We start from the raw sequence: 21,609 nt of genomic DNA, 5'->3' as shown, positions 1-21,609 counted from the left end.
AAACAAGGAGGGAACCATCATGACCAAGGGGACCGCAGCCCGGCCGGGCGCATCGAACGCCGCCAGGACGCGCGGCATGCTGCTGTGCGGGGCGGCGGCGCTGTTCGTCGGCGGCGTCGCGCAGGCGCAGGACACGCCGGCCGGCGCGCAACAACCGCCGGTGGCGCAGAACGGCCTGCCCACGACGACCAGCACGGCGGATCCCGCCGGCCCGGATCAGCTGACGCGGGAAACCACGGTCAACCAGGACTCCGCCGCGCCACCGTCGCAAAGCGGGGCGGACGTGGTCGTCACCGGTTCGCGCATCACCTCCAGCGGCTTCACCGCGCCGACGCCGACCCAGGTCATCGGCGCCGAGCAGATCGCGCGCAACGCACAGTCCAACATCTTCACCACCATCGCCCAGCTGCCCTCCTTGCAGGGATCGACGGGCGCGAGCACCGGCACCAACAGCACGTCCAGCGGCACGCAGGGGCTCAGCTCCTTTTCGCTCCGCGGGCTGGGCACGATCCGCACGCTGACCCTGCTCGACGGACAGCGCGTGGTCGGCGCCAACGTGACCGGCGTGCCGGACGTCAGCCTGTTTCCGCAATTGCTGGTCAAGCGGGTCGACGTGGTCACCGGCGGCGCCTCCGCCTCCTACGGGTCCGACGCGGTGGGCGGCGTGGTGAACTTCATCACCGACAAGCGGTTCGAGGGGATCAAGGCCAACGCGCAGTTCGGCATCTCCGATTACGGCGATGACGAAACGGCGCTGTTCCAGGTCGCGTGGGGCAAGTCGTTCGCCAACGACCGCCTGCACCTGATCCTGAGTGGCGAATATGACAGCGAGGCGGGCGTACCCGCCGGCAGCTTTGGCGAGGATGCACCCGGCAGGCGCGACTGGTATCGCACCACGACCCTGCTCAATCGCGGCATCACCAACGATGGCGCGCCGCAATATCTGTACCGCGACCATGCGCAAGCCTATCAGTACACCAAATACGGCCTGATCAGCGCCGGCCCGCTTCAGGGCACGGCGTTCGACGTCAACGGCAACCCGTTCCCGTTCCAGTACGGCTCCAACGGCGTTCCCTCGCGCAATGCCTCCGGTACGGTCAGCGGTTGCTATACCTCGGGCGGGTTCTGCGTCGGCGGCGACCTGTCGGGCAATGTCGGCATCGGCACGTCCCTGAAATCCTCTCTGGAACGGATGAACGGCTATGGCCGTGTCGGCTTCGACCTCGATGCCGACAACGAGATCTATGCGGCCGTCAACATCGCAAAGGTGAACAGCAGCAACCAGCCCAATCCCGGCGCGGCGAAAAGCGGGCTGACCATCCAATGCTCCAACCCGTTCGTGCCGCTGTCCGTCCAGCAGGCTTGCGCCGCAAACAACATCACCCAGTTCCAGTACGGCCTGAGCAACGCGATCCTGCCCAACATCAAGGTGTCGCCGAGCCGCAAGCAATATCGCTTCGTGGGCGGTGCGACGGGCAAGCTGCCGTTCGTCGGCGGCGACTGGCGCTATGACGTGTATTACGAGCATGGCGAGAACATCACCGACATCCATGTCGACAACATCACGCTGACCCCGCGCTACAATGCCGCGATCCAGGCGATCCGGCTGAACGGCGACATCGTCTGCGCCAACCCGATCGCGCGGGCGAACGGATGCGTGCCGATCAACATCTTCGGCGGCAACACGCCGTCCGACGCGGCACTCGCCTATCTGGAGCCGGAGAACGGGCCGTTCCAGCACACCCGCCAGACGCAGGATGTGATCAGCGCGAACATCTCCGGCGAGCCGTTCGCCCTATGGGCAGGGCCCGTCTCGATCGCGACCGGCGTGGAATGGCGCCGCGAATTCTACCGCGTCACCGGCGACCCGTATGGCAACGGGCTGGATTTCGGCAGCCAGTATGATGCGAACTATCCCGCCGATCCGTTGCTCAGCACCAACGGCAACAACTGGTATGCGGGCAATTATCAGAGCGGCACGGGCCGGTACAATGTGCTGGAAAGCTTCCTCGAAACCAACATCCCGTTGCTCAATTCCGATGCGCTGGGCCGGGCCAACCTGAACGCCGCAGGCCGTGCGACGCGGTACAGCACCTCGGGCACGGTCTATACGTGGAAGGTGGGCGGCACCTGGGACACGCCGCTCGATGGCCTGCGGCTGCGCGCGGTCACCTCGCGCGACGTGCGGGCGCCGAACCTGTCCGAGCTGTTCGCGGCGCCCATTTCGGTCAACGTGCCCAACTTCACCAATCCGTTCACCAACGGATCGGTGAACATCTTCCAGAACACGATCGGCAATCCGGACCTGAAGCCGGAACGCGCCCGCAACACCGAACTGGGTATCGTGTTCGCACGGCCGAAATGGCTGCCCGGGTTCAGCGTCTCGTTCGATTACTACGACATCAAGATCGATGGCGTGATCGCCGCGCTGTCGGCGCAACAGGTCGTCAACCTATGCTTCAGCGGGGTGACCGCCACATGCGGCGCGTTCGACCTGTCGGGCACGAGCCAACAGCCCTTCGTCAACGTACAGTCGTTCAATCTGGCGTCGATCAAGACCAGCGGATTCGACATCGAGGCAAGTTACCAGATGACGCGGCCGCTCGGCCTGCCGGGCAACCTGACGCTGCGCGGGCTGGGCACCAATGTGCGCAAGTTCACGACCGACACGGGTCTGCCGCGCACCACGCCGATCGACGCGGCCGGCGCCAATTCGGGCGCCACGCCCGACTGGAAGTGGCTGGCGATCGAGACGTGGGACGGCGGTGACTGGACGCTGCTGCTGCAACAGCGCTGGTTCAGCGATGGCGTGATCGGCCACCAATATGTGGAGTGCAGCGCGGGCAACTGCCCCGTGTCGACGGTCAACAATCCGACCATCGACCGCAACTTCATGGCCGGTGCCTTCTATTTCGACGTGGGCGGATCGGTGAACCTGGCGAACAAGCTGACCGCCTATTTCAAGGTCGACAACCTGTTCAACCGCGATCCCGAACCCTCGCCGCAGACCAACACGGGCGTGGACATCAACCCGGCGCTTTACGACACGATCGGCCGCTTCTACCGCGTCGGCCTTCGCTACAACTTCTGACCTGACGGACGGCCCATGTTTCGCCAGACCACCCATCATGGTGGTAGTCCGGCGAGACTTGGGCCTGGCTTCCCAAGGTCGTGGCAGGAATGACGATGACGCCTCCGCGTGTCGTCAGGACGCCGCCTCGCGCAGCGTCTCCATGACCACGAAGGTTGACGTGCTCGCCACATGCGGCAGGTTGGAGATGCTCTCGCCCAGCACGATGCGATACCGGCGGATGTCGGTGGTGCGTACCTTCAGCAGGTAATCGAAGGAGGCGGCCAGCATGTGGCATTCCTCCACCTCCGGAATCTTCAGGACGGCCTGCCGGAACGCCGCCAGTGCCGCCTCGCGCGTGTCGAGCAGCTTCACCTCCGTGAACGCGACATAATCCAGCCCCAGCGCCGCCGCATCGATCACCGCGCGGAACCCGCGGATGATGCCGCGTTCCTGCAACCGTTTGAGGCGGACCTGGCACGGGGTCTTGGACAGGCCCACCCGTTCGGACAGCGCGCCGATCGGCATGCGCGCATCCTGACGCAAGGCGTCGATGATCTTGCGGTCGATCAGGTCGATGCCGCTGTCTGCTGATGAAGGATGTGCCATCTGCTAGGCCTTACACCTGTAAATCGGTACGATCGACCCGACATCCGGCGAACAACAGGCCATCGGCAACGCGGCCGACCTGCTACGGGCGAAAAGGAGAGGATCTTCGCATGTCCCACGTTCCCTTTGCAGATTTCGCGCCCGCCGTTTCATCCCGCACCCCGCAGCGTGAGGCGATCACCGCCGCGACGCGGCGACCGGAACGCGACTGTCTGCCGCCGCTGCTCGACGCGGCGACGCTGGAGCCGGACATGGTGAGGGCGGTGGCGGACACGGCCACGGCGTTGGTCACCGCGCTGCGCGCGCGCGGGCCGGCTGACGGCGTGGCGGCGCTGGTCCGCGAATATGCGCTGTCCAGCGAAGAGGGCGTCGCGCTGATGTGTCTGGCGGAGGCGCTGCTCCGCATCCCCGATACCGCGACACGCGACGCGCTGATCCGCGACAAGATCGCGCCCGGCGACTGGCGCGCGCATGTCGGCGACGACCGGCCGCTGTTCGTCAACGCCGCGACTTGGGGCCTGGCGGTGACCGGCAAGCTGACCTCCGCCGCCGAGCGGCGCGGGCTGGGCGCCGCGCTCAGCCGGGTGATCGCGCGCGCGGGCGCCCCCGTGATCCGCCGCGGCGTCGACACGGCGATGCGCATGATGGGCGAGCGCTTCGTGACGGGCGAGACGATCGCGGAGGCGCTGGAGCGAGCCCGTCCGCTGGAGGCGCGGGGCTTCCGCTACAGCTACGACATGCTGGGGGAGGCGGCGACGACCGCCGACGACGCGGCGCGGTACCTGGCCGACTACACCGCCGCGATCCATGCGATCGGGACCGCATCGGCGGGACGCGGCCCGTATGAGGGTCCGGGCATCTCGATCAAGCTGTCCGCTCTGCACTCCCGTTACGTTCGTGCGCAGGCCGGGCGGGTGATGGCGGAGCTGTTGCCGGATGTGAAGGCGCTGGCGGCGCTGGCGAGGCGGTACGACATCGGGCTCAACATCGATGCGGAGGAAAGCGACCGGCTGGAATTGTCGCTGGACTTGCTGGAGGCGCTGGCGGTCGATCCGGACCTGTCCGGCTGGGACGGGCTGGGCTTCGTGGTGCAGGCTTATGGCAAGCGGTGCCCGTTCGTGATCGACTGGATCGCGGAGCTTGCGCGGCGCAGCGGCCGGCGGATCATGGTGCGTCTGGTCAAGGGCGCGTACTGGGACGCGGAGATCAAGCGCGCGCAGGTCGACGGGCAATCGGACTTCCCGGTCTATACGCGCAAGATCCACACCGACGTCGCGTATCTGGCCTGCGCCCGGCGCCTGCTGTCCGCGCGCGACGTGATCTTTCCGCAATTCGCGACCCACAATGCGCAGACGCTGGCCGCGATCTATCACATGGCGGGCGGCGCGGAGAGCGCACGCGATTACGAGTTCCAGTGCCTGCACGGCATGGGCGAGCCGCTGTACGAGGAGGTGGTCGGGGCCGACAAGCTGGATCGGCCGTGCCGCATCTATGCGCCCGTCGGCACGCACGAGACGCTGCTGGCGTATCTGGTCCGACGGCTGCTGGAGAACGGCGCCAACTCGTCCTTCGTGAACCGCATCGCCGACCCGGCGGTGGCGGTGTCGGACCTGGTGGCGGACCCGGTGACGGAGGTGCGCGCCATGTCCGATGTCGGCGCGCCGCACCCGGCGGTGGCGTTGCCGCGCGACCTGTATGACAATCGGCGCAATTCGGACGGGCTGGACCTGGCCGACGAAGACGCGCTGGCTGCGCTTGGCGAAGCGATGCGGGACAGTGCCGCGCAGGGTTGGAAGGCCGTGCCCGCGACGGGCGCCGGCATCCCGCGTCAGGTGCGCAACCCGGCCGACGCCGACGATATGGTCGGTGTGGTGGAGGAGATCGCGCCGGACCGCGTGGGTGAGATCGTCGGGCGCGCGGTGGCGGCCGCCGACCGCTGGGCCGCAACCGCTATCGACGACCGCGCTGCCTGCCTGGAACGCGCCGCCGACCTGATGCAGGCGCGCATGCCGATGCTGATGGGCTTGATCGTGCGCGAGGCGGGCAAGTCGGCCGCCAACGCGATCGCGGAGGTGCGCGAGGCGATCGACTTCCTGCGCTATTACGCGGCGGAGGCGCGGCGCGCGCTGGGGCAGGGGCACACGCCGCTGGGCCCGGTCACCTGCATCAGCCCGTGGAACTTCCCGCTCGCGATCTTCACCGGGCAGGTCGCGGCGGCGCTGGTCGCGGGCAATCCGGTGCTAGCCAAGCCGGCCGAGGAAACGCCGCTGATCGCGGGCGCGGGCGTCGCCATCCTGCATGAAGCGGGCGTGCCGGACGACGTGCTGCAACTGGTCCCCGGTGATGGCGCGGTGGGCGCGGCGCTGGTCGCGGCGGCGGACACGGCGGGGGTGATGTTCACCGGATCGACGGAAGTCGCGCGCCTGATCCAGCGTCAGCTGGCGGGGCGTCTGGACCGAAGCGGGCGGCCGGTGCCGCTGGTCGCGGAGACGGGCGGCCAGAATGCGATGATCGTCGATTCCTCTGCGCTGGCCGAGCAGGTGGTGGGCGACGTGATCGCCTCCGCCTTCGACAGCGCGGGCCAGCGTTGTTCGGCGCTGCGCATCCTGTGCGTGCAGGAGGATGTGGCCGACCGGCTGCTCGCGATGCTGAAGGGCGCGCTGGCCGAATTGCGCGTCGGCAGCACCGACCGGCTGCGTGTCGATATCGGGCCCGTCATCACCGCGGAGGCGCGTGACGGCATCGAGGCGCATGTCGCGAAGATGCGTGACCGTGGTTGCCGGGTCGAACGCCTCGACCTGTCGCCCGACACCGCGTGGGGCACGTTCGTGGCGCCGACCATCATCGAGCTGAGCGACATCGCGCAATTGGAGCGGGAGGTGTTCGGCCCCGTCCTGCACGTCGTCCGTTATCGCCGGCAGGACCTGCACGCGCTGGTCGATGCGATCAACGCCACCGGGTACGGCCTGACCTTTGGCCTGCACACCCGGCTGGACGAGACGGTGGCAACGGTGTTGCCGCGCGTCCATGCCGGCAACCTGTACGTCAACCGCAACGTCATCGGCGCGGTGGTGGGCGTGCAGCCGTTCGGCGGACGCGGCCTGTCGGGCACGGGACCGAAGGCGGGTGGGCCATTGTATCTCGGCCGGCTGGTCAACGGCCCGGCGATCACGATCGAGGGCACGGGCACCACGCCCAGCCCCGCCTGGACCGCGCTGGCACGCTGGACGGAAGGGCGGGGCGACAAGGCGGGGCTGCATGCGACCGGCACCTGGCTGCCGAGCGCCGACGAGGTGGAGCTTGCCGGCCCGGTGGGGGAGCGCAACCTGTACAGCCATCGCCCGCGCGGCAGCATCCTGCTGATCGCCCGAACCGAAGCCGGGTTGATGGAGCAGATCGGCATCGTGCTCGCCACCGGCAACGACGCGGTGGTGCAGGGCGATCCTGCCCTGCGATCCGCGCTGGCGCGCCTGCCCGAGGAGGTCGCGCGGCAAGTGACCTGGATCGATCAGGCAGACGGGGCACCCCATGCCGGCGTGCTGATCGAGGGCAGCCCGGACCAGCGCCTCGCCGCGTTGCGCGAGGTGGCAGACCTGGCCGGTCCGATCCTCCTGCCCCAGGTCGCGCCCTATCGCCCGGACTGGCTGGTGGAGGAGGTGTCGACCTCCATCAACACCACGGCCGCGGGCGGCAATGCGAGCCTGATGACGCTGGTCTGACGGCGGCGAAAGGGGGCGGGCGACGGATCGCGAGCCGCCGTCCGTCCTGCCGGCAAGGGGTGGAACGGCGGCGCGACGATTTGATCGTAACGCGCGTGGCACAAAGCGGCGGTTGGAGGGTATAGCCTTCCATGCCCATCTCGCACGACGTCGCCGGCTACAAGGATGTGTTCACGGAGGCGCGCGATCCCGCCGACGTGCCGCCCGGTGCCGCGCAGGTTCCATCCAGTTCCGCGCCCGAATTGCGCAGCCTGTTGGGCGTGGTGGTGGGAACGCTGGTCGTCGCCGCGCTGTATTTCGGGCGCGAGGTGCTAATCCCGATCACGCTGGCCGTGCTGCTGTCTTTCGTGCTGTCGCCGCTGGTCAACCTGCTCCAGCGGCTGCGCCTGTGGCGTGCGCCGGCGGTTATGCTGGCCATCCTCGCGGCGCTGAGCGTCCTGGGCTCCGTCGGGGTGCTGATCGGCAGCCAAGCGGCGGCGCTGACCGACAACGCCCCGCAATATGCCCGCACCGTGGAACAGAAGGTCGAGGGCGTGCGTGGCTATGCCCTGGCGAAGCTGTCGGCCGTCACCTCGCTTGGCGGGGCAAGCCACCGCCCGGCTCAGGTGCAGCCGGCGCCCAACCAGCCCGGTCTGAACGGTCAGGCGCCGCGCAGCACCGCAAACGGGCAACGGCCCGTGCCGGTCGAGGTGGTGCAAAGCGAGACATCCCCCTTCGCCATCGCGCGCACCGTGCTGGCGCCGGTGCTGGGGCCGCTGGAAACCACGGTGATCGTGCTGATCGTCGCGATCTTCATCCTGTTGCAGCGCGAGGACCTGCGCGACCGTTTCATCCGCTTGTTCGGGTCGAACGACCTGCACCGCACCACGCGTGCGATGGACGACGCTGGGCGCCGGCTGAGCCGATATTTCCTGTCGCAGCTGGCGGTGAATACCTGTTTCGGGCTTGTCATCGGCCTGGGCCTGTGGGCGATCGGCGTGCCATCGCCCGCCATGTGGGGCGTGATGGCCGGCATGTTGCGCTTCGTTCCCTATGTCGGGTCGCTGCTGGCCGCGATCGCGCCCGCCGCGCTGGCGGCGGCGGTCGATCCCGGCTGGACCATGGCGATCGAGGTGGTGGTGCTGTTCGTCGCGGTGGAGCCGTTGACCGGCTATGTCGTCGAACCGCTGCTTTATGGTCACTCCACCGGCCTGTCGCCGGTATCGGTGATCGTCGCCGCGATCTTCTGGACGTGGCTGTGGGGTCCGATCGGCCTGATCATGTCGACCCCGCTGACGCTGATCCTGGTGGTGATGGGGCGTCATGTGAAGAGCCTGGAGTTCTTCGACGTGCTGCTGGGCGACCGGCCGGCGCTGACCCCGGTTGAAAGCTTTTACCAGCGGGTGCTGGCCAGCAACCCGGACGAGGCGCTGGCGCAGGCGGAGACACTGCTCACCGACCAGCCGCTGACCGCTTATTATGATGAGGTCGTGCTTCAGGGCCTGAAGCTGGCGGTGGAGGATCAGGCGCGCGGCACCATCAACCGGCGTCGCGCGGCCGAGATGACGCGCACCATGCAGGCGGTGATCGGGGAATTGGACAGCCATGCCGCGCCCCCCGCGGGCGTGGCGCCGGTGCCGGGTTCGGTCGTGTGCGTGGCGGGTCATGGCCCGTTCGACGAGGCGGTGACCGCGATGCTGTCGCAACTGCTGGCGCAGCGCGGCCTGTCCGCGCGCCGCATCGACAATGCGGCGACCACGCGCGAGACGATCGCCACACTGGACCTGACGGGCGTGTCGGTGATCGCGGTGTCCTATCTGGAACTGGCCGGATCGCCAGCACAGCTCCGCTACCTGATCCGCCGGTTGCGGACTCGTGCGCCGGGTGCGCGGATCGTGGTCGGCCTGTGGCCACAGGGCGAGGCGGCGCTGAGCGATACAGGTATCCAGCGCATGATCGGCGCGGACCGCTATGTCGGCACGCTGGCGGAGGCGACGGACGCGATCGTCGACATGGCGGAGGAGCCGGCCAAGGCCGCGTGAGCCGGGCGGCCGGTCCGGATCGTGTCGGCCACTCGCCCGGCGTGGTTCGCACCGGCGCGGCGTTACGGGAAATTCGCCGCCGCTTCACCTCCCTGTCACCCGATGGGGCCGAAAAGGCCACCATGGTCGCTTCCCGTTCATTCACACAGGCATCTCTGCGCGTCCTGGCTGTCACCGGTGTCATCTTCGTCCTGGTGCTGATCGGGCGGCTCTGGACAGGCGGGTATCTAGACCGCGACCCGATCTGGCGGTTTCCGGCGCAGGGGCGCCCGGCCCCGGTTTCCGTGCTGTACTTCTCGGGCGATGCGGGCATCCGCTTCGGCATGGGCAACTACATGGCCCATCGCTTTCCGGAGAGAGGCATAGACTTCACCGCGCTCAGCACCTCCACCGTGTTCCGTCTGGGCGGCAACCGTGCAAAGGTGAACGCGGTGGTGGCCGGGGCGGTGCGTGATGCGGAAAAGCGCGCAGGGGCGCGGCCGGTCGTGCTGATCGGGCAATCCTATGGCGCGGACATCCTGCAGACCGGGCTTGCCGCGCTGCCCCGCTCGCTCCGGTTCGGGATCGGTGGCGTGGTGCTGATCGTGCCGGGAACGGAGACCTTCTTCCGTGCCGATCCGCTGGGCATCCTGTACGGGTTCAGGCCTGACAGCGTATCGACCACCACGTTGCGGCGGATCGACTGGGTGCCGCTGACCTGCATCCACGGGATCGAGGAAACGGACAGCGTCTGCCCCCTGCTGAAGGCTCCGAACGTCACGTCCGTCGGTCTGCCCGGCGGCCATGTGATGCACCGCGACGCGCCGACGCTGGCCGCGGCGGTGCTGAAGGCAATCGAGCGTGCGACGCCGGTCGCGGACGCACGGCGATGACGCTGCGCGTGGCGGCGAAGGGGGCCGGGCTGCATGGCGTCATGCGGTGGCTGCGCGCCAACCGGGCGCGGCTGATGGTGGTGCTGGCGGTGGCGCTGGCCTGTGCGGGGTTCGCGGCGATGCACATGGTGCTGCGCGACGTGCACCTGCGGGATGTTCGGGCGGCGGTGGCGGATACGGCACCGTGGCGGATCGTTGCCGCGCTGGGTCTGACGGCGGCGAGCTACCTGGCGCTGACCGGCTATGACGCGATCGGCCTGCGCGCGATCGGCAAGCCGCAGCCGTGGCGCGTGGCCGCGCTCGCATCGTTCACCAGCTACACGCTCAGCAACAATCTGGGTCTGGCGCTGATCACCGGTGGTTCAGCGCGATACCGCGCATACCGGGCAGTCGGACTGTCGCTGGCGGATGTGGTGCGGGTCGGCGCGCTGGCGAGTGCGGCATTCTGGGGCGGCGTGCTGGGTCTGGCCGCGGTGGCGTTGATCGCCGCGCCGGCGGAGGTGACGTTGGGCAGCCTGCACCTGGGCGTCAGCGCGGCCCATGCGTCGGGCCTGCTGGTGCTGCTCGCACTGGCCGCCGTGCCCGCCGCGCGCGCGCTGGGCTGGCGCGGCGTTCGGGTGGGGATCGCCGCCATGCCGGCGCCGGGACTGGCGGGGATCGGCGCTCTGGCCGCCGTGTCGCTGATCGACCTGGCCACTGCCGCGGCGGCGCTCGCCATCCTGGTGCCGGGCATCGGGATGGGCGACATGCCCGTGCTGGTCCTTGCCTATGCGCTGGCGCTGCTGGCGGGGGTGGTCACGCACGTGCCCGGCGGGATCGGCGTGTTCGAGGCGGTGATGCTGACCGCGCTGCCCGGTGACCGGCCCGCGCTGTTCGCGGCGCTGCTGCTGTACCGGCTGATCTATTACCTGTTGCCGCTGCTGATTGCGGGCGTGCTGGTGGTCGGGATCGAGGGTGCGCGGTTGCGGCGTCCGATCGGCACCGGTCTGTCGCTGCTCGACCGCGCGGCGCGTGCGCTCAGTCCGACGCTGGTGACGGTGCTGGTGTTCGCGGGCGGGCTGGTGCTGCTGGTATCGGGCGCGTTGCCGGGCGCGCGCGACCGGCTGGGCAGCCTGGACGTGCTGCCGCTGCCGCTGGTGGAGGGATCGCATCTGGCCGGCAGCCTGGCGGGTGTCGCGCTGTTGCTGGTCGCGCCGGCGTTGAACGCGCGGCTGGCGAACGGATTCCATGTCGCGCGTGCGCTGTTGCTGGGCGGCGCGGTCTTCTCCCTGCTCAAGGGGCTGGACTACGAGGAAGCGGGCATCCTGCTGATCGTCCTGCTGTTGCTGCAATACAGCCGCCGAGCCTTCTACCGGCAGGGCGGCGTGCTGGCGGAGCCGCTGGATTGGGCGTGGATCGGCGCGGGCGTCGCGGCGCTGGGGCTCAGCCTGTGGGCTGGCTTCTTCGCCTATAAGCGGACGCCGTACAGCGCCGACCTGTGGTGGCAGTTCGCGCTGAACGGCAACGCGCCCCGCTTCCTGCGCGCCAGCTTTGCCGCGGGCGTGATGATGACGGCCGCGGTCGGGTGGCGGCTGTTGCTGCGCAGACGCGAACCGCCACCGGGACAGCCGCTGGAGGAGGAGGTAGCGGCACGCGCGCTGGCCGCGTCGCCGCGCAGCGATGCCAACCTGGCCTTTACTGGGGCGAAGCGCTTCACCGTGTCGCAGGATGGCGACGCGTTCCTGATGTACGGCATCCAGAACCGGACATGGATCGTGATGGGCGATCCCGTCGGCCCGCGTGCGCGGTGGAGCGAACTGGTCTGGGCGACCCGCCGTGCGTGCGATGCGGTGGGTGGCCGCCTCTGTTTCTTTCAGGCGAGCGAGGCGATGCTGCCGCTGTTCGTCGACCTGGGCCTGCGCGCGTACAAATATGGCGAGGAGGCGCAGATTCCGCTGGCGCACTTCTCATTGGCGGGACCGAAGGCGAAGGCGTTGCGCTATGGCCGCAAACGGGCGTTGGCCGCCGGGCTGAGCTTCGCCATCCTGTCCCGCGACGAGGTTCCGGCGGTGCTGCCGCAATTGCGCCAGGTGTCGGACGAATGGCTCGCCACGCGCGGCGCGCGGGAAAAGGGGTTCAGCCTGGGCGTGTTCGCGGAGGCCTACATGACCCGTTTTGACGTGGCGGTGGTCCGCGATGGAGCTGCGGTGGTCGCCTTTGCCAATATCTGGAGCAGCGGTGACGGTCGGGAATTGTCGGTCGACCTGATGCGCCACCGCTCCGGCATGCCCTATGGCGCGATGGATTACCTTTTCGTGGAGCTGCTGGAATGGGGGCAGCGGGTCGGGTTCGATCATTTCAACCTGGGTGTGGCGCCCCTGTCGGGCATTAACGGCGATCGACTGGCCCCGACCTGGGCTAAGCTGGCGCGGACGTTGTTCGAGAATGGCGAGCGTTTCTACCACTTCGCCGGGCTGCGCGCGTTCAAGAGCAAGTTCGATCCCGTCTGGCGGTCGCGCTACATCGGCGCACCCAATGGGTTGGCGGCGGGTGCGGCGCTGATCGACCTTGTCGCTGCGGTCAACGCGCCGGGATGAGGGGCGGGCGGGGTCGCTGTGCAGCGCTTTGCCGCCGGGCTGACCATGTCATGACGACGCGTGTCTGGAGCATGACAAGGACGCAGCCGGTACGACCCGCCTGGCGGCACGGGGTTTCCCCACGTCCCCCCTTGGCGTTAGGACGGCGGCCATGTCGTTAGCCAAAGTCGTGGCCCGCCGCGGGCGACTCCTCTGCGCGTTGCTGCTCGCGCTGGCGTTCAACCTTTATGCCGGGGCCGCGCTGGCCCAGGCGACACCGGTGGCGACTCTGTCCCGTCAGCTGTCCCAGGCGGAAACCGACCTGGCGGCCGTGGACCATGCGCTGGACAGCCGCGTGGACAAGGACGCGCGCACCGCGCTGCGCAGCAAGGCGCTGGCGGCGCGCGACGCGGCAGCGGATGCGTCGGGGCGGTTGCAGGATCAGCTATCGCTGGTCGATGCGCAAGTCGCGCAACTCGGACCAGCGCCGGCCGGCACCCCCGAGGCGCCCGACATCCGCGCCAAGCGCGCCAGCCTGAGCGCCCAGCATGCTGCGCTGGATTCGGCGGTGAAGCGGGGACGGCTGCTCGGCGTCACCGCCAGCCAGCTGGTGGACGAGATCGAGCAGAGTCAGGCGGAGCAGTTCGGCCAACGCATCTCCGCGCATGTTCCCAGCCCCGTGTCGCCGACATTCTGGCGCGCGGTGCTGCGCTCGGTACCGCGCGACCTGCGCCGCGTCGGTCTGTTCGCGGAAACCGGCGGCGCGCAGATCCAGACCGGATGGCGGCACACCCTGCCGTGGCAGGCGATCGTTGGCATCGTGGTCGCGCTGTTGCTGCTGATCCCCGGCCGTTTGGCGGCGCAGCGGGTCGGCCAGCGCTTCCTCGTGGACGGCGCGCCGGGCCACCGGGTCCGGCGATCGGGCTATGCGCTGTGGCGGATCGTGGTCGGCACGCTGGCGCCGATGCTGGCCGGACTGGCGCTGTTGCAGGGACTGCGTTGGTCGGGCCTGCTGCCCGACCGATGGGGCGACATGTTCGACGCGCTGGTGCTGGCGATGAGCGTCAGCGGGTTCACCGCGTCCGTGGGCGGCGCGCTGTTGCTGCGCCGTCAGCCGTCGTGGCGCGTCGCGCCGATCGGTGACGAGGCCGCGAGCCGCCTGCGTCCGTACACGCTGCTGCTGGCCGCGCTGACCTTCGTCAACATCATGCTGGACGCGTTCAACAAGGCGGTCAGTGCCAGCAATGCGGCGCTGGTTGCGACGGAGGCGCTGGAGGCGACGCTGCACCTGCTGCTGATCGGCGCCGCGCTGCTGGCGCTGGGCCGGGTGCGGGCGGCGCAGACCAGCGACACCGCCGGGGAAACGCGGCGCGCCGGGCTGGCGGCGGCGACTTTGGTCGCGTGGATCGTCGCGGCGGTGGCGGGCATCGCCCTGTTGTGGGGCTATGTCGGGTTCAGCCTGTTCCTGGTGCAGCTGGTGACATGGTCGGTGTTGCTGGGGTCCTCCACCTACCTGCTGATGGTGACGGTGGACGACGTGGCGACGACGCTGTTCGTGCAGGACAGCCCACTTGGTCGGACGCTGACTCGGGGGCTGGGCCTGGGAGGCAGCAGCATCGACCAGTTCGGCGTGCTGCTGTCGGGCGTGCTGCGGCTGGGGCTCGCCACCGTCGCGTTTGGCATGCTGTTGTCGCCGTTCGGCGCGGGCGACGGCGTGGGTTCGCTGTTCGGCCGGCTGGGCGGGCTGGCGCAGGGCGTGGAGGTGGGTGGCGTGTCCATCTCGCCGGGCACCATCCTGCGCGGCGTGGCGGTGTTGTTCGTCGGCATGGCGCTGGTCCGTGCGTTCATGGGGTGGCTGGAGGGGCGCTACCTGCCGGCGACCGCGCTGGACGGATCGGGGCGCAACTCGGTCAGCCTGATCGCCCGCTACGTCGGCATCGCGCTGGCGGTGATCTGGTCGCTGGCGTCGCTGGGCATCGGCGTGGAAAAGATCGCGCTGCTGTTGTCCGCCCTGTCGGTCGGCATTGGTTTCGGTCTGCAGGCGATCACGCAGAACTTCGTGTCGGGCCTGATCCTGCTGGCGGAACGGCCGATCAAGATCGGCGACCTGGTGCGCGTCGGTACCGACGAGGGCGATGTGAAACGGATCAGCGTGCGCTCGACGGAAATCGAGCTGGCGGATCATTCCACGCTGATCGTTCCCAATTCCGAACTCATCACCAAGTCGGTGCTGAACAAGACGCTGGCCAGCCCGCTCGGCCGCATGCAGATCCAGTTCTCCGTGCCCATCGGCACCGATGCGGAGCGGGTGCGCGATATCGTCCGCGAGCTGTTCGGCGTAGAGCCGGCGGTGCTGGACGAACCCGCGCCGACCGTGTTCATCGACACGATCAGCGACGGGCGCATCATGTTCAACTGTTTCGCCCATGTCGCGTCGCCGCGTGCCGCCTATTCGGCGCGCAGTGCGGTGCTGATGGCGCTGCTCGCCCGTTTCCGGGACGAGCAGATCGACATCGGCACCGTTCCACAGCGGCTGGAACTGGTGCCGATGCCGGGCAGCGATGTGCCGCCGATCGGGGCGACGCCGCCGCCGCACGCGTGAGGAGTCGACTGGGCGCCCGACCGCCGCAGCGGGGACTATAGCCCCTCGCCCTCCACCCAATGCGCGTTGGACAGGCGGCGGGCCACCGCCCAGGTCTGTACCCGGATGTCCGGCACGGCGACGATTTCCCAGAAGGCGCCGCGCGTCATCGGGCCGAGTGCGTAGAGCCAGTCGTTCGCCGCGCCATCGGCATTGATCGTGCGCGCGTCGCCGTCCACATCGATACCCAGATGCGCCGCGTCCGCCCGGATGGTGCCGCGCGCGGCGAGCCGGGAGAGCAGCGGCTCCGTGCTGCGCATCAGGTCGCCCTGTGGGCCGGTGCAGTTCACTACCCGCCGCACCGCCATCTCCTGCGGTTGATCCACGCCGCGTGGGCGCCATGCGACGCGCACGCCGTCGCTGGAGGCGGTCAGCGCCAGCGTCTTGCCCGCCACGATCGTCAGCTGACCGCGCGCGATCATCGCCGCAACCCGGTCCGCGACCGATGGGGCCAGCCGGTGCCGGTGCACGTCCCACCAGGGGCGCAGATGGCGGAGGAACCGCGCGCGGGTATCCGCGTCGGCGGCGGCCCACATCCCCTGCGTGAAGGGCCTGAGCTCATCCACCGCGTTGCGCCAGCCGATCGCCTGCCCACGGGCGCGGGTGTCTTGGACCAGGTGCGATGCGACGGAAGCCGGGCGCTGGCCCAGCCGCTGCCACGGCGGGGAGGGGGCGTCGTGCCGGCGCGGCAACAGCCCGCGCCTGGACAGCGCCAGGATCCGCCCGCCGAAACCGCTCGCCTCCAGCTGCAACGCGACATCGACCATGGTCAGCCCGGTGCCGATCAGCAGCACGGTGTCGGCATCGGTCAGCCCGGACGCGACGCCGGGCGACCATGGATCGGCATGGTAGCGATCGTCGCCCAGCCCCTCCGACGGCAGGCCCGGCGGATCGTGGGGCGGCAGGTTGCCGACCGCCAGCACCGCCGCATCGGCCCCGACGCTTCCCCCGCCGGACAGGCGCAGGGTGACGCCGCCGTCGTCACGCTGCTCGACATCGTCGACGCCGTCGCGGACCACCTCCAGCCGGTGTCCGGCCGTGCGACGCGCCTCGTCCAGCAGCTCGCACAGATAGTCGCCATAGGTCAGCCGGGGCACGAACGCGGCGGCGGCATCCGCGACCCCGCGCGCGGTCAGCCAGCGGACGAAGTGATCCGGCTGGTCGGGCAGGGCGCTCATGTTCGAGGCGCGGACGTTCAGCACATGGCTGGGGTGCGCGGCGCCATAGGCGATGCCCAGACCCGGCGTCGGCGCCCGTTCGATCAGCGTCGCGCGGGGACCGTCGTGGCGGAGGAGGTTGATCGCCTGCAACGCACCGGAAAAGCCGGCGCCGACGATCGCGACATGCTCGATCATGGAAGCGTGGACGCGCGTCTAGATCTCGTAGGTGAGCTGCCAGGCCGGCGCGGCGTCCACTCGGCTGACAGTCGCCGGGCGGCGTGCGCCCATGCGGGCATGCAGGCGCCGGATCGTGTCGCTGCCGGTGGTCGTGCACAGGCCCGGCACGACCGCATGGACCAGGCAGGCCAGCCCGCCGCGAATCATCTGAAAGCCGAAGCCGCTCGCGACACGCGCATGTTCGCCATAGCTTTCGCCCACGCTGCGCGGGTGGCGGGTGAACAGGGTGTCGATCATCGGCAGGTGCCTCCTTCCCGGCAAGGGTAGAACCTGCGGCGGCTTTGGGAAAGCCCGTCCGCAGGCTCCGTCATCGCAAGGAAAGAACGGCAGGACCCGACCACCCGTTCCGGCGGACCGGCCCGCCGCTGCCACGCTTCGGCCCGGGACTTACCAGTTCAGGCCGGCACGAACGTACAGGTAGCGACCGTTGAAGCCGAACGGCGAGTAATATGGATAGCCGAGCACGCCGGTCGAGTTGTTGGCCGGGATGATGCGGTCGGGATAGACGTCGAAGAGGTTGCTGACGCCCAGCCCGATCTGCGCCCCCTTCGGTGCGGTGTAGCGCAGCTCCAGGTCGGTGATCGCATGCTTGCCCGTGTGCACGTCGGCGCTTTCCACCGTGCCGGGCTGGTTGACGTCGCCATAATAGGTCACGCGCGCCAGTGCGCCGAGCCGGTCCAGCGACCAGTCGACCGTGCCCGTCACCTTCTGCTGCGGGGTGCCGTCCTCCAGCGTCAGGATGCGGCTGCGCGCGAACAGCGTCGGCGCGGGGTTCAGCGTCGCGGTGGAGGTGGGCACCCGCGTCACCTTCACGTCGTTGATGTTGCCCGCCACGGTGAAATCGAACGCGCCCGCCGCGTCGGTGTGCAGCCGGTAATGCGCGACCGCATCGATGCCCTTGGTGGTGGAGGCGAGGCCGTTGATGAAGAAGCGCGCCGCCTGTGCACCGGTGTTGGTGGATGCGAGCAGCGCCGCCACCGCCGGGTTGTAGCTGGCGGTGCCCGGCGTGCCCGCGCTGATGTTCTCCGACAGGCCGATCTGGTCGCGGATGTGGATGCGATACGCGTCCACGGTCAGGTCGAACCCACCGGCGCGCACGACCACGCCCGCGGACAGGTTGGTCGACTTTTCGGGGTCGAGGGGCAGGCCGCCGAGCGCGGTTCCGACCGGGGAAACGGACGGATAGGTGCCGGTCTGGATCGGGACGCCGTTCTGGACCACCGTCGCGATCTGCGTGAAATATTGCTGTTGCAGCGACGGCGCGCGGAAACCGGTGGACGCGGTGCCGCGCAGCGCCAGCCAGGGCGCGATGTCGTAGCGCGCCGACAGCTTGCCGTTGGCGGTGCTGCCGAAGTCCGAATATTTCTCCGCCCGCCCGGCGATGCCGAGCAGCAGCGCGTCGGTGACCTGCGCCTCCAGGTCGACATAGATGCTGCCGTTGCGGCGGCTGCGCTCGACCTCGTTCAGCGGCGAGAACCCGCCAAAGCCCTGTGCGCCCGGCGTGTTGGTCAGGATGGCGCCCGTGACGGTGCCCGCCGGCGCATAGTCGTAGGACGCCCGCTCGCCCGCCTCAATCTTGTAGCCCTCACGCCGGCCCTCGATGCCGAAGGCGAGGTTGAGCGACTGGAACACGTCGAACTTGCGGGTGAAATCCAGCCCGACGACATATTGGTCGTAGATGATCCGCCCGTCATCGAAGCTGGTCGGCGTCGCCGCGCCATAGGCGTAGTTGGCGGAGTTCAGCGTGCGGAAGTCGATGCGGTTGCGCCCGTAGCTGGCCGACAGGTCGACGTCGAAGCCACCCAGCTGGCCGCGCACGCCCAGCGCGCTGTTCAGGTCGCTGGTCTTCGCGTTGATGATCGGCAGGAAGCCGTTGGGATATCCGGCGAGCGTCGTCGTCGCACTGGCATTGCGGGGGAAGGCCGCGCTCTTGGAATCGCGCTCCTGATACCCGGCCCAGCCATACAGGCTCCAGGTGTCGGTCAGCGAGGTGCCCGCGTTGACGAAGCCGGTATATTGCTCGACTTCCGGATCGCCGTAGCGGCCGGTGATCCGCGTCGGGGACACGCGGGGATCATAGTCGGCGCGATTGGTCGGTTGCCGCTTCAGATATTCGCCGGTGACGGTGATGAAGCCGTCCTCGCCAAAGCCGATGCCCTGCCACAGGGACGCGGTCACGGCATGTTCGCCGGTGACGTGCCGGCTGCCGCGCGCGGTGTCGACCTGCGTGTCGTAGAAGCCGTAATTCACCTGCGCACCGCCGCCGGAGCGGGCCTGGCGCAGGCGCAGATTGACCACGCCTGCGATCGCGTCGGACCCATACTGTGCCGATGCGCCGTCGCGCAGTACCTCGATCCGGTCCAGCGCCACGGTCGGGATGGTGTTCAGATCGACAGCGGACGATCCCCGCCCGACCACGCCGTTGGTGTTCAGATAGGCGGAGCTGTGGCCGCGAATGCCGTTGATCAGCACCAGCGTCTGATCCGGCGAAAGACCGCGCAGCGTCGCCGGGCGGATCGAATCGGTGCCGTCGTTCGCGGAGGGACGCGGGAAGTCGATCGACGGCGCGACCGAGGCGAGCGCCTGCGCCACCTCGGTCGTGCCCTGCCGCTGCAGGCTGGCGCCGCTCAGCACGTCCACGGGCGCCGCAAAGTCCAGCCGCGTGCGGCCGGCCGCGCGGGTGCCGGTGACGATGATGTCGTTGCCCTCGTCGGCGGGTGTCGCCGCGCCGGCTGCGGGCGCCTGCTGCGCCTCCTCGGCCGTCGGCTGTTCCGTCGGGGTTTGCTGCGCGAACGCGGCGGGCGCGGCGGCGAGCGCGATCGTCGATGCCCTGACGAGAACAACGGCGCGGATGCGTGGCATGGCGAATTCCCTGTTGTCCGGCCACGCCTGTTGACGATCGGCCGATTCCAGCCTCCTCCTAATCAGCCGGGAAGGCGGTGCCACAACATGGATGCTTGAAGCGCGTCAAGCTTTTCTTCCGAATTCCCATGTTGAAGCTGGGCAATCGGATACGCTGAAAAACGATGGAAAAACAAAGGGGCCGGCCTGTTAAGGCCGACCCCCGCCTCCCGATACGCTACGCGGGAAGCTGTACGCACTGCCGGATGGTCGGGCCGCACCGTTGGGCGCGGCCCGCCTCGTCAGCGGCAGTAGGACGGATTGTCGGAGCGATCGATCGCGTTTCCGGCCAGTGCACCGGCACCTGCGCCCAGCACGGTACCCAGGGTGCGGTCGCCGCGACGGTCGATGGTCCGGCCGAGCAGGCCGCCGGCGATCGCGCCGACGATGGTGCCGCCCGTGTTGTCGCAGCCCCGGCCGCGATACCGGCCGCGGTCGCCGCGATAATAGCGGGGGCGATGATTGTAGCCGTCGCGATACGCCTCGTCATAGGCATAGCCGCGATCGTTGTAGCCGCGGTCGTAATACCCACCGCGATAACGCTGCGCATCGGCGGGGGCGGCGGCGACCAGGGTCGAGGCGCCCATCGCGAGGGCGGAGCCGACAAGAACGAGCTTCTTGAACATGGTTGAACTCCCTTCGTTGGCGGCGGGGCGCCGTCTTCGATGAAGGGCTTATGGGTGATTCGCTTTGAGCGTTGCCTGAATGTGCCCGTTATCCATCATTCAGGCTTTCGCGGCGCGCGCTTGCATCTAAGAGGGCGGGCGATGCGCCGCCCCGCCACAATCGCGTTCGTCTGGCTGGCGGTATTGGCCGTGGTGCCGGGATGGACCGGCGACGCGCGGTTGGCGGAACTGGGGCGGACGGCGCACCTTTCCGCAGCGCCGGTGGCGCTCGACCCCCGTGACCCGTCGCGGCGGCGGCTGCGTGCGCTGACCTATCTGGATGGGCTGGTGCTCACCAGTCCGGACAGCGCGTTCGGCGGCTATTCCGCGATCCACGTTTCCGTCACGTCTGCGCGTCGCCGGGTGACGCTGCTCAGCGATGGCGGCAATGTCGCGGCTTTCACCCTCGACGCGCGGGGCCAGCCGCGCGATCCGGCCTTTGCCAACCTGCCCTCCGGGCCGGGGATCGGCTGGGACAAGGCCGATCGGGACAGCGAGTCGCTGGCCACCGACCCTGCCACCGGCCGGCTGTGGGTCGGGTTCGAGAACCACAACGCGATCATGCGCTATGCGCCGGGCTTCACGCGCGGCGAGCGGCTGGTGCGTCCCGCCGCGATGCGCAAATGGCCGAAGGCCGGCGGGGCGGAGTCGCTGGTGCGGCGCGCCGATGGCAGCTTCTTCGCGATCAGCGAGATGCGGCGTCCCTCGCGGCGGGTGTGGCCGGGGCCGGGACGAGGGCAGGCGCGAGAGGGGTTGATCTGGTCCGGTGACCCGGTGGAGCCGACCACGCCGCAACCGACCCGCTTCACCTATGTCACCGTGGGGCGTTACGACGTGGCGGACGCGGCGATGTTGCCCGATGGCCGCATGCTGGTTCTGGAGCGGGCGTTCGACTGGCCCTATCGCTTCCACAACCGGATCGTCTTGATCGCGGCGGGTGCGGTGCGGCCGGGGGCGGTGGTGCGCGGCCGGTTGCTGGCGGAACTGGACGCGCCGCTGATCCACGACAATTTCGAAGGGATCGCCACAACCCGCGAGGGGGGCAGCACCGTCATCTGGCTGGTGTCCGACGACAACCGGACGCCGTTCCTGCAACGCACGCTGCTGCTGCGATTTCGACTGGACGGGTGATTCGCGGGCAAGCGCCCGAAACGCTCCC

The 21,609-nt window shown here is 69.1% G+C and carries 12 protein-coding genes; 7 read left to right on the top strand and 5 right to left on the bottom strand.

All coding sequences use genetic code 11. The annotated features are described in order from the left end of the window. Window positions 1-19 precede the first annotated feature (19 nt). Window positions 20-3,091, top strand: coding sequence for a TonB-dependent receptor plug domain-containing protein (locus BMX37_RS13720; RefSeq protein ID WP_244501589.1), 3,072 nt, complete (start codon window positions 20-22; stop codon window positions 3,089-3,091). 114 nt (window positions 3,092-3,205) lie between these two features. On the opposite strand, the gene BMX37_RS13715 is transcribed toward BMX37_RS13720, so the two are convergent. Further along, window positions 3,206-3,679 carry an Lrp/AsnC family transcriptional regulator gene (locus tag BMX37_RS13715; RefSeq protein WP_093666333.1) on the bottom strand — a complete coding sequence of 158 codons (474 nt, stop codon included), beginning with the start codon at window positions 3,677-3,679 and terminating at the stop codon, window positions 3,206-3,208. A 110-nt stretch (window positions 3,680-3,789) separates the two neighbouring features. Here BMX37_RS13715 and putA point away from each other — a divergent pair, with 110 nt between their 5' ends. The 5 genes from putA (at window position 3,790) to BMX37_RS13690 (ending at window position 15,448) form a co-directional block, all read left to right on the top strand. Next, window positions 3,790-7,398: a trifunctional transcriptional regulator/proline dehydrogenase/L-glutamate gamma-semialdehyde dehydrogenase gene (gene putA / locus BMX37_RS13710; RefSeq protein ID WP_093666332.1), complete on the top strand. Its 3,609-nt coding sequence runs from the start codon at window positions 3,790-3,792 to the stop codon at window positions 7,396-7,398. A 131-nt stretch (window positions 7,399-7,529) separates the two neighbouring features. Next, window positions 7,530-9,419 (top strand): AI-2E family transporter, encoded by a 1,890-nt coding sequence (locus BMX37_RS13705; RefSeq protein ID WP_093666331.1) that lies wholly within the window; start codon window positions 7,530-7,532, stop codon window positions 9,417-9,419. After that, window positions 9,416-10,291 (top strand): AcvB/VirJ family lysyl-phosphatidylglycerol hydrolase, encoded by an 876-nt coding sequence (locus tag BMX37_RS13700; protein ID WP_093666330.1) that lies wholly within the window; start codon window positions 9,416-9,418, stop codon window positions 10,289-10,291. The genes BMX37_RS13705 and BMX37_RS13700 overlap by 4 nt, the downstream gene beginning before the upstream one ends. Beyond that, window positions 10,288-12,867, top strand: a complete 2,580-nt coding sequence (gene mprF / locus BMX37_RS13695) for a bifunctional lysylphosphatidylglycerol flippase/synthetase MprF (RefSeq protein WP_093666329.1) — start codon at window positions 10,288-10,290, stop codon at window positions 12,865-12,867. The genes BMX37_RS13700 and mprF overlap by 4 nt, the downstream gene beginning before the upstream one ends. Before the next feature lie 151 nt (window positions 12,868-13,018). After that, complete coding sequence (locus tag BMX37_RS13690; protein WP_093666328.1) at window positions 13,019-15,448, top strand: DUF3772 domain-containing protein; 2,430 nt, start codon at window positions 13,019-13,021, stop codon at window positions 15,446-15,448. A gap of 35 nt (window positions 15,449-15,483) precedes the next feature. On the opposite strand, the gene BMX37_RS13685 is transcribed toward BMX37_RS13690, so the two are convergent. The 4 genes from BMX37_RS13685 to BMX37_RS13670 all read right to left on the bottom strand — a co-directional run bounded on the left by BMX37_RS13685 (window position 15,484) and on the right by BMX37_RS13670 (window position 20,411). Beyond that, window positions 15,484-16,842 carry an FAD/NAD(P)-binding protein gene (locus tag BMX37_RS13685; protein WP_093666327.1) on the bottom strand — a complete coding sequence of 453 codons (1,359 nt, stop codon included), beginning with the start codon at window positions 16,840-16,842 and terminating at the stop codon, window positions 15,484-15,486. An 18-nt stretch (window positions 16,843-16,860) separates the two neighbouring features. Beyond that, window positions 16,861-17,121, bottom strand: a complete 261-nt coding sequence (locus tag BMX37_RS13680) for a DUF6356 family protein (protein ID WP_093666326.1) — start codon at window positions 17,119-17,121, stop codon at window positions 16,861-16,863. A 150-nt stretch (window positions 17,122-17,271) separates the two neighbouring features. Beyond that, window positions 17,272-19,746, bottom strand: coding sequence for a TonB-dependent receptor plug domain-containing protein (locus BMX37_RS13675; RefSeq protein ID WP_093666325.1), 2,475 nt, complete (start codon window positions 19,744-19,746; stop codon window positions 17,272-17,274). 281 nt (window positions 19,747-20,027) lie between these two features. Beyond that, complete coding sequence (locus tag BMX37_RS13670; RefSeq protein ID WP_093666324.1) at window positions 20,028-20,411, bottom strand: glycine zipper 2TM domain-containing protein; 384 nt, start codon at window positions 20,409-20,411, stop codon at window positions 20,028-20,030. A gap of 141 nt (window positions 20,412-20,552) precedes the next feature. On the opposite strand from BMX37_RS13670, the gene BMX37_RS13665 reads away from it, so the two are divergent. Next, a complete protein-coding gene (locus BMX37_RS13665) occupies window positions 20,553-21,581 on the top strand; it encodes an esterase-like activity of phytase family protein (protein ID WP_093666323.1) in 1,029 nt (342 codons plus the stop codon). Window positions 21,582-21,609 lie beyond the last annotated feature (28 nt).

Origin of the sequence: Sphingomonas gellani (genome assembly GCF_900110035.1) — a bacterium.
Taxonomy (GTDB): domain Bacteria; phylum Pseudomonadota; class Alphaproteobacteria; order Sphingomonadales; family Sphingomonadaceae; genus Sphingomonas; species Sphingomonas gellani.
Note: the sequence above shows the minus strand (reverse complement) of the source record. Positions and strands in the feature narration are given on the sequence as shown.